This window comes from Actinosynnema sp. NPDC002837 (assembly GCF_040295345.1).
Lineage (GTDB): Bacteria > Actinomycetota > Actinomycetes > Mycobacteriales > Pseudonocardiaceae > Actinosynnema.
Genome location: NZ_JBEOVG010000169.1, coordinates 1 through 7,267 on the forward strand (window position 1 = coordinate 1; position 7,267 = coordinate 7,267).

The following is a 7,267-nucleotide window of genomic DNA, read 5'->3' on the forward strand; positions in this document are numbered from 1 at the left end:
AGGGCCGCGTGGCCCTGGCTGCCGGCCGTCCGTTCGACTCAGTTGTCGTCCGGCGACGCGAACGGCAGGTCGTCGACTCCGTGGTCCTCGGTCGCCGGCGCCTCGGCCGACCCGAGCGCGAGCACGTCGGCGTGCGGCGCGGCCCGAAGCGCGGACGGGTCGAGGCCTTCCGCGCGCTTCCACTCCTCGAAGCCCCGGTCGCGCCGGCGGCGTTCCTCCTTGATCCACTCGCGGCCCTCGACCGCCACGGCTTCCAGGATGCGCAGCGCCGACGTGATCCCGGAGGCGGCGAAGGCCAGTTCCTCCAGCTGCTCCGGGTTCTCCTCCTTGTCGCTGAGCTCCTCGAAGTTCTCCACGACCAGGCTGATGTCGCGGCTGTTCTGCAACGACAGGTGCAGTGCCCGGCTCAACACCGTGCCCTGGCGCGATTCCAGCAGGGTGGTGTCGTCGTTGTCCCAGACGAGGACGATCGTGCGCTTCTCGCCGGCGAACTGCACACCCACCTCCTTGACCTCCACGAGCACCAGCGAGCCGTAGCTGAAGGACGCGCGCTGTTCGTTGCTCACGGCGGCGATCTCGAACTGCAGGTCGAACCGGAACTCGCGCACGCCGTTCTCCGTCAGGAGGAACACCAGCACGAGGTAGTTGGAGTAGCGGGGCGGTCCGTAGATCACCCGGGCGCGCTTGGCCCGCGGCAGCCCTTCGGTGAGGACGACGTGCGCGATGACGTCCCGGTTGGCCAGCCCGGCCCGTTTCATGGCCACGGCCTTGAGGTGCGCCTTGTCGAAGTCGAACCACCGCGCCATCTCGGCGTCCGTGGGGCGGTCGGCGAGCTGTTCGAGGCAGCGCTCCCGTTCCGCCCGTTCCTCCTCCAACAACGCCTGGCACTCGGCGCGCTCGTGCGACAGGGCCAGCTTCCGGCCGACCAGGTCCGCCCCGCCCGTGCCGCCCACCACGACGCCTGCCACCGTCGCGCCCCAGATCGAGGTCACCGCGGACCACTCGCCCAGGGCCGCGTGGGCACCGGCGACACCGATGATCGCGACCAGCGCGCCCAGCAGCGCGGCCACGCCCTGGGCCACCTCGGCGTGCGAGACCTTGCGGAAGGCGAAGAACCGGCCGTCGGACCACCGGTCCGCCCAACGGGCGACGTGCATCCTGACGAGCCAGTGCAGCGTCCACGCGCTGATCTCGCGCTTGACGGCACGGCGGTAGGCGTCGCGGTGCTCCGGGTCGGGGATCACCGAGCCGTAGGTGCGCACCAGCCGCAGGTAGAGCATCTGCCCGCTGCGCTTGGCGTCGTCCTTCCACCGCCGTCCCTCGACGTGCTTGTCCGGGTGCTTCCGGTCGATCTCCCGCTCGATGAGCCCGAGTACGTCGGCGCGGAACCGCTTGCTGCCCAGCCGGCGCAGGTTCTCCACCGCTTCCGGGACGCGGCGCCCACCGTGCTCCACCTCCAGCCGCCGCCGGCGCCGGCGGGACGCCACGACCCGCCCGCCCAGCCACACGGTCACCCCTTGCGCGAGGACGGCCAAGGCGGTCCACGCCGCGACCGCGTCCGCCACGCCCGGCGCCGCGGCGCTCAGCGGCACGAGGAGCCCGCCGATCAGCACGACGCCGCCGAGCACGGTGAGGGCCCACGTGCGCAGCGGCACCCGGCCGTCCTCGTACGGCGTGACGAGACGGGGTTCGGCGGGCGTCGCCTCGAAGAACTTCCAGGCCCGCTCGGAGCGGTTGCCGGAGACGCGGGCCTCGGCGACCGCCTCGGAGTTGTCGCGGTCCAGCCGGTCCTGCATCGCGCCGCCGATGATCATGCCGAGGTGTCGCGTGATCTCCTCGCGGCGTTGCTTGGACAGGACGTTGAACCGGGCGAGCACCTCGTCGAGCGCCTCGCGGTCGGGTTCCCGCTCGTGCTCCTGCGCGGTCACGCACGCCATCAGGTCGCGGATGACGTCGAGGGCGGCACGCCACGAGTCGTGGGCGTACCGGTCGGCGATGCCCGACGCCGTCTTGATCTGCTCGAACTGCGCCGACCCGAGCTGGTTGATCGAGCGCTCGCTCAGGGTGGCCAGGGCGTAGTGGTAGGCGACCTCGGTGCTCGACAGGCCGGCCCGGACCACCTCGGTCAGCAGTCCCTCGGCGATCCTGGGCGAGCCGCCGGCGAGGTGGTTGCGCGCCACCTCGTACTTGCGCTGGGGCGGGTCGTCCTTGGTGAACTGGTACACCGTCGAATCGCCGTGGAACACCGCGCCACCGTTGACCACGCCCACCTGCGTGACGCGGTTGTTGTCGCCCTCGACGGTGTTCCTGACCTCGGGCTCGCCGTCCTGCCGGCTCACGGCGCGCCACCGAAGACCCGGGCGAGCAGGGCGAGCAGTTCGGGATCACCGGCGAAGTGGTCCGCGAGGCCGGCGCGCAGGGCCCGCAGGCGGGTGGTGTCGGTGGGTGCGGTGCTCGCCTGGTGGCGGAGGTCCACCAAGCCGAGCATCGCGCCGGTGAACGCCTCCACCGTCAGCCGGTCGGTCCGGCGGGCCTCCGCGACGGCGGTGGTGAGCCGTTCCAGGGCGAGGAGGTCCGGCCCGGGGGAGTCGCCGAACCAGACCCCTCCGTTGATCACCCCGGCCTGGATGGCGAAGTTGGCCGTGCCGGACACGCTGTTGTGGACCGACGTGCCGTTGCCGCTGCCGTTGCGCGGGTCCGGCTGGTCCGGCGTCGACGACAGCTCGGCGATCAGCACGCGCATGAACAGCGCCGCGTTGCGCGCCGCCAGCTCCTGCGAACCCCCGCGGTCGGCCGCGTCCTTCGCGCCGTCGGCGAAGTCGCTGATCCCCCGGATCGTGATGGTCGGTGTCGAGCCGTGCAGGTGGCCGCACTGCGCGACGCCCGCGCTCTCCGTCTCCACGGCGACCGCGTCGTTGAAGTGGTGGCTCAGGTGCCGCGCGGTCGCCGACGTCCTCGTGTTGAGCACGACCTCGCCCGACGCGATCGGCTCGAAGTGGACCTGGGGAGGCTCCTGGCCGGCGGGCAGCCCGGAGCGCCACGCCGGCGTGCGCGCCAGCACCCGGGCGGTCTGCTCGAGGGTGTGCGCCGTCTCGTACGCGCGGGGTCGGGCGTGGTCGCCGTCGTCCTCGCTGCGCATCGCGTGGTAGCCGTACACGCGGGTGGCGACGACCACGTCGCCGAGGCGTAGCCAGTCCCTCAGACCGCCCGCGACACCCACGAACAGCACGGCGGACGGCTGGAACTCGGTGAGGGCGCGTTCGGTCATGACGGCCGCGGCCCCGTTGCCGGCGCCGGTCAGGGCGACCACGACGTGGTGGTCGGGGTGGCCGGCGAGCACACCGCGCTCGAAGATCGTCCCGGTGGGATGTCGGTGCGGCCGCACGTCGACGAGGTGCTGGACGACGGCAGCGCGCTCGACCTCCAGCGCCGTGAGGACCACGATCATCTGCTCTGCTCCGTTCACTGGCCGGGCGCGCATGTGATGACAGCGGAAACGGCGCGGTCGGCGGGGCGGGGCCGGTCGACGGTAGGCGCCGGCGGTACAGGGGTCCGAACCTTGACGTCAGTCTGACGATAAGACCGACCCATGGTTTTCGTCAACCTGACGGTTACCGGCGCGGTCCGTGCCCGTCGGCGTCCGCACGTCGTTGGCCGAGGGGTGTTCCGCCGCCGTCGGTCCATTTGTCGTCACAACGACGAGAAGTTAAGGTGATGCGATGGACGCCTCATGGACGATCCCGACGGTGGCGATAGCCGTCGACCTCGCGGTGCTCACCGTGCGCGCGGAACGCCTGCACGTGCTGCTGGTCAACCGGGGCGTCGAGCCGTACCGCGGCCGCCTCGCGCTGCCGGGCGGGTTCCTGTCCACTGAGGACGAGGACATCGACGTCGCGGCGGCTCGGGAGCTCGCCGAGGAGACCGGGCTCGACGCGGCCGGGCTGCACCTGGAGCAGTTGCGCACCTACGGCGCGCCGGGCCGTGACCCGCGCATGAGGGTGGTCACCGTCTGCTACCTGGCCATCGTGCCGAACCTGCCGCTGCCCAGCGCGGGCGGTGACGCCGAACGGGCGCGGTGGGTGCCGGTGGACCGGGTGCTCGGCCGCCGCCGGCGGCTCGCGTTCGACCACGGCCAGATCATCGCCGACGCGGTCGACCGGGCCCGCTCGAAGCTGGAGTACACGACGCTCGCCACCGCCTTCTGCAACCCCGAGTTCACGATCTCGGAGCTGCGGCGCGTCTACGAGATCGTGTGGTCCGAGGAGTTGGACGCGCGCAACTTCCACCGCAAGGTCACCGGGGTCGACGGCTTCCTGGTGGCCACCGGCAAGCGCACCAGCGGCAACGGCGGACGTCCCGCCGTCATCTACCGCCGCGGCCCGGCCACGGTCCTGCACCCGCCGATCCTGCGCACCTGAACCCGCCGGTGGGACTCGAAGACGACCCGTTCGACTGGCGGGTGCCGAGGACGGCCAGGTGTTGGTGTCGCGCGTTGTCGGCGCGGGTGACCGGCAACTACAAGCGCGGCAACGAGAGGTGAGCGCGGTCGGCTTGCGTTGACGTCGACGTCAACGCCTAGCGTCGGGGTCCATGAGGACTGTCCGATGAAGTTCGCCGTCAGCTACAGCACGCCGTACTTCGGCGTCGACCCCGACCGGCTCGTCGCCTACGCCCGGCACGCCGAGGAGTGCGGCTTCGAGGCGTTGTACCTGCCGGAGCACGTCGCGGTGTACCCCGGCGCCGCGGTCGGCGCGCACGAGATCCCGCCGGCACTGCCCTACGCCGACCCGGTCGACTGCCTCGCGTTCGTCGCGGCGGCGACGAGCCGGATCCTGCTCGGCACGGGGGTGTTGCTGCTGCCGTACCACCACCCGGTGGTCCTGGCCAAGCGCCTGGCGACGGTCGACGTGCTGTCGAAGGGCCGGATGCGGTTGCTGACCGTGGGCCTGGGCACGTTGCCCGGCGAGGCCCGGGCGGTCGGGGTGGACTTCGGCACGCGCGGCCGACGTGCCGACGAGGCGATCGACGTGCTGCGGCTGCTGTGGGAGGGCGGCGAGGAGGGCGTGAGCTTCGCGGGGGAGTTCTTCGCCTTCGAGGACCTGTGCAGCTTCCCGAAACCGCTCGGCGTCCGGCACCTGCCCGTCCACGTCGGCGGTTCGAGCCGGGCCGCCGCGCGCCGGGCCGGGCGCCGTGGTGACGGGTACTTCCCCGGCGGCATGCTCATGCCCGACGAACGCGCGCTCCAGTGGGACCTCGCGCGCTCGACCGCGATCGAGGCCGGTCGTGACCCGGACGCGTTGGACTACACCCGGTGGGGCTCCATCGAGATGTCCACGGACACGGCGGAGGCGTTCGCCGAGCAGGGCGTGACCCGCGTCGTCGTGAGCGCGACCAGCGCGGACCCCGGTGAGCAGCGGGAGCAGTTGGCGGCGTTCGCGGAGAGGTTCGGCCTCGACGGCCGGACGTGACGCCGGGGCGGCGCGCGACGACCATTCGCGCCACGCGCGGCCGGCCGTTCGAACCAGGCGTGCCCTGCGGATGACGACGAGCGCGGACGCCCTTCGGCAGCGCGTGGTTGCGACCGCGTGCCGCCACCCTTCGGGCTGCCGCACCGGCCTGCCCCGCACCCGTGACCCGCGTGTCACGCTCGGTGGTCGGATCTCAACCCTGCGGAGGTTTCGATGAAGCGCAAGGTCTTCGTGAACGGGGTGGTGGGCGCGGTGGCGCTCACCACCGGTCTCCTGGTCGGCGCGCCACCGGCGGGCGCGGCGGAGGGCGACATCCGGCTCGCCGCCGCCGGCACGGCCGTGCCGGGGCACTACGTGGTGGTGTTGAAGGACGAGGTGGCGGCCCAGGCGGCCGACCTCACCGCCGAGCACGGCGGCACGGTCACGGCCACGTGGCGGCACGCGTTACGCGGCTTCGCCGTCACCGCGAGCGAACGGGAAGCGAGAAGACTGGCCGCCGACCCGGCGGTGCGGTCGGTCAGCGAGGACGGCCGGGTCCAGGCCGTCGACACGCAGCCGAACCCGCCCTCGTGGGGGCTCGACCGCATCGACCAGCGCGACCTGCCGCTGAACTCCTCCTACAGCTACGACACGGCCGCGGCCAACGTGCGCGCGTACATCCTCGACACCGGCATCCGGACCACCCACTCGACGTTCGGCGGCCGGGCGTCGTGGGGCTACGACGCCGTGGACGGCTCCAACACCGACTGCAACGGCCACGGCACGCACGTGGCGGGCACGGTCGGCGGCAGCCACTACGGCGTCGCCAAGGGCGTGCAGCTGGTCGCCGTGCGCGTGCTCAACTGCGCGGGCTCCGGCACGTTCGCCCAGGTGATCAGCGGCGTCGAGTGGGTGACCGCGAACGCCGTCAAGCCCGCGGTCGCGAACATGAGCCTCGGCGCCACCGCCTCCGCGGCCACCGCGCCCCTGGAGACGGCCGTGCGCAACTCGATCGCCTCCGGCGTCACGTACGCCCTCGCGTCGGGCAACTCCAACGCCGACGCGTGCGGCTTCAGCCCGGCGCTGGTGCGCGAGGCGGTCACCGTCAACGCCTCGACGAACACCGACGCGCGGGCGTCGTTCTCCAACTACGGCACGTGCACCGACGTGTTCGCGCCCGGTCAGAACATCACCTCGTCCTGGCACACCGGCGACACCGCCACCAACACCATCAGCGGCACCTCGATGGCCGCACCGCACGTCGCGGGCGCCGCGGCGCTGTACCTGGCCACGCACCCCGGTGACGCGCCGGCGACCGTGCACGCCGCGCTCGTCGACGCCTCGACCCCGAACAAGATCACCAACCCGGGCGCGGGCTCGCCGAACCGCCTGCTCTTCACCGGCCCGACGACCGGTGGCCCGTCGACCGTCACGGCGGTCCGCTACTACGGCGGTCGCGACCACCTCACGTCGGTCACCGGCGCCCCGTCGGGCTACGTGGCCGAGGCGTCCCTGGGCCGCCTCCTGACCAGCCAGGCCCCGGGCACGCACGCGCTGTACCGCTGCGCGGTCGGCTGGGACAACTTCACCTCCTACGACGTGAACTGCGAGGGCCAGACCCGCGTCGGCCTGCTCGGCTACGCCCACGACGGCGCGGTCGCCGGCAGCCACCCGATCTACCGCTGCGTGGTGCGGGGCAGCGGTGACCACATGGAGTCCTACGACCCGAACTGCGAAGGCCAGATCACCGAGGGCAACATGGGCTACTTCCTCGACTGATCGCCGACCGCGGGCCTCGGCAGTGGCCGGACGTGGCCACT

General features: G+C 72.4%; 5 protein-coding genes. 3 read left to right on the forward strand and 2 right to left on the reverse strand.

Annotated features, from left to right (window positions below; translation table 11 throughout):
- Positions 1–38: 38 nt before the first annotated feature.
- Together ABTZ99_RS44175 and ABTZ99_RS44180 are read right to left on the reverse strand one after the other, a co-directional pair.
- Positions 39–2,339 (reverse strand): hypothetical protein, encoded by a 2,301-nt coding sequence (locus ABTZ99_RS44175; RefSeq protein ID WP_499619129.1) that lies wholly within the window; start codon positions 2,337–2,339, stop codon positions 39–41.
- Complete coding sequence (locus tag ABTZ99_RS44180; protein WP_498781053.1) at positions 2,336–3,448, reverse strand: 5'-methylthioadenosine/S-adenosylhomocysteine nucleosidase family protein; 1,113 nt, start codon at positions 3,446–3,448, stop codon at positions 2,336–2,338. Before ABTZ99_RS44180 ends, ABTZ99_RS44175 begins: the two co-directional genes overlap by 4 nt.
- Positions 3,449–3,719: 271 nt before the next feature.
- Here ABTZ99_RS44180 and ABTZ99_RS44185 point away from each other — a divergent pair, with 271 nt between their 5' ends.
- The 3 genes from ABTZ99_RS44185 to ABTZ99_RS44195 all read left to right on the forward strand — a co-directional run bounded on the left by ABTZ99_RS44185 (position 3,720) and on the right by ABTZ99_RS44195 (position 7,226).
- Positions 3,720–4,418, forward strand: a complete 699-nt coding sequence (locus ABTZ99_RS44185; protein WP_499619131.1) for an NUDIX hydrolase — start codon at positions 3,720–3,722, stop codon at positions 4,416–4,418.
- A 186-nt stretch (positions 4,419–4,604) separates the two neighbouring features.
- Positions 4,605–5,468 (forward strand): TIGR03619 family F420-dependent LLM class oxidoreductase, encoded by an 864-nt coding sequence (locus ABTZ99_RS44190; RefSeq protein WP_499619133.1) that lies wholly within the window; start codon positions 4,605–4,607, stop codon positions 5,466–5,468.
- A gap of 213 nt (positions 5,469–5,681) precedes the next feature.
- Positions 5,682–7,226, forward strand: coding sequence for a S8 family peptidase (locus tag ABTZ99_RS44195; RefSeq protein ID WP_498778191.1), 1,545 nt, complete (start codon positions 5,682–5,684; stop codon positions 7,224–7,226).
- The last annotated feature ends 41 nt before the right edge of the window (positions 7,227–7,267 follow it).

Coding starts and splice junctions, on each gene's coding strand:
- ABTZ99_RS44180 (WP_498781053.1), bottom strand. CDS start 3,448: ATGATCGTGGTCCTCACGGCGCTGGAGGTCGAGCGCGCTGCCGTCGTC.
- ABTZ99_RS44185 (WP_499619131.1), top strand. CDS start 3,720: ATGGACGCCTCATGGACGATCCCGACGGTGGCGATAGCCGTCGACCTC.
- ABTZ99_RS44190 (WP_499619133.1), top strand. CDS start 4,605: ATGAAGTTCGCCGTCAGCTACAGCACGCCGTACTTCGGCGTCGACCCC.
- ABTZ99_RS44195 (WP_498778191.1), top strand. CDS start 5,682: ATGAAGCGCAAGGTCTTCGTGAACGGGGTGGTGGGCGCGGTGGCGCTC.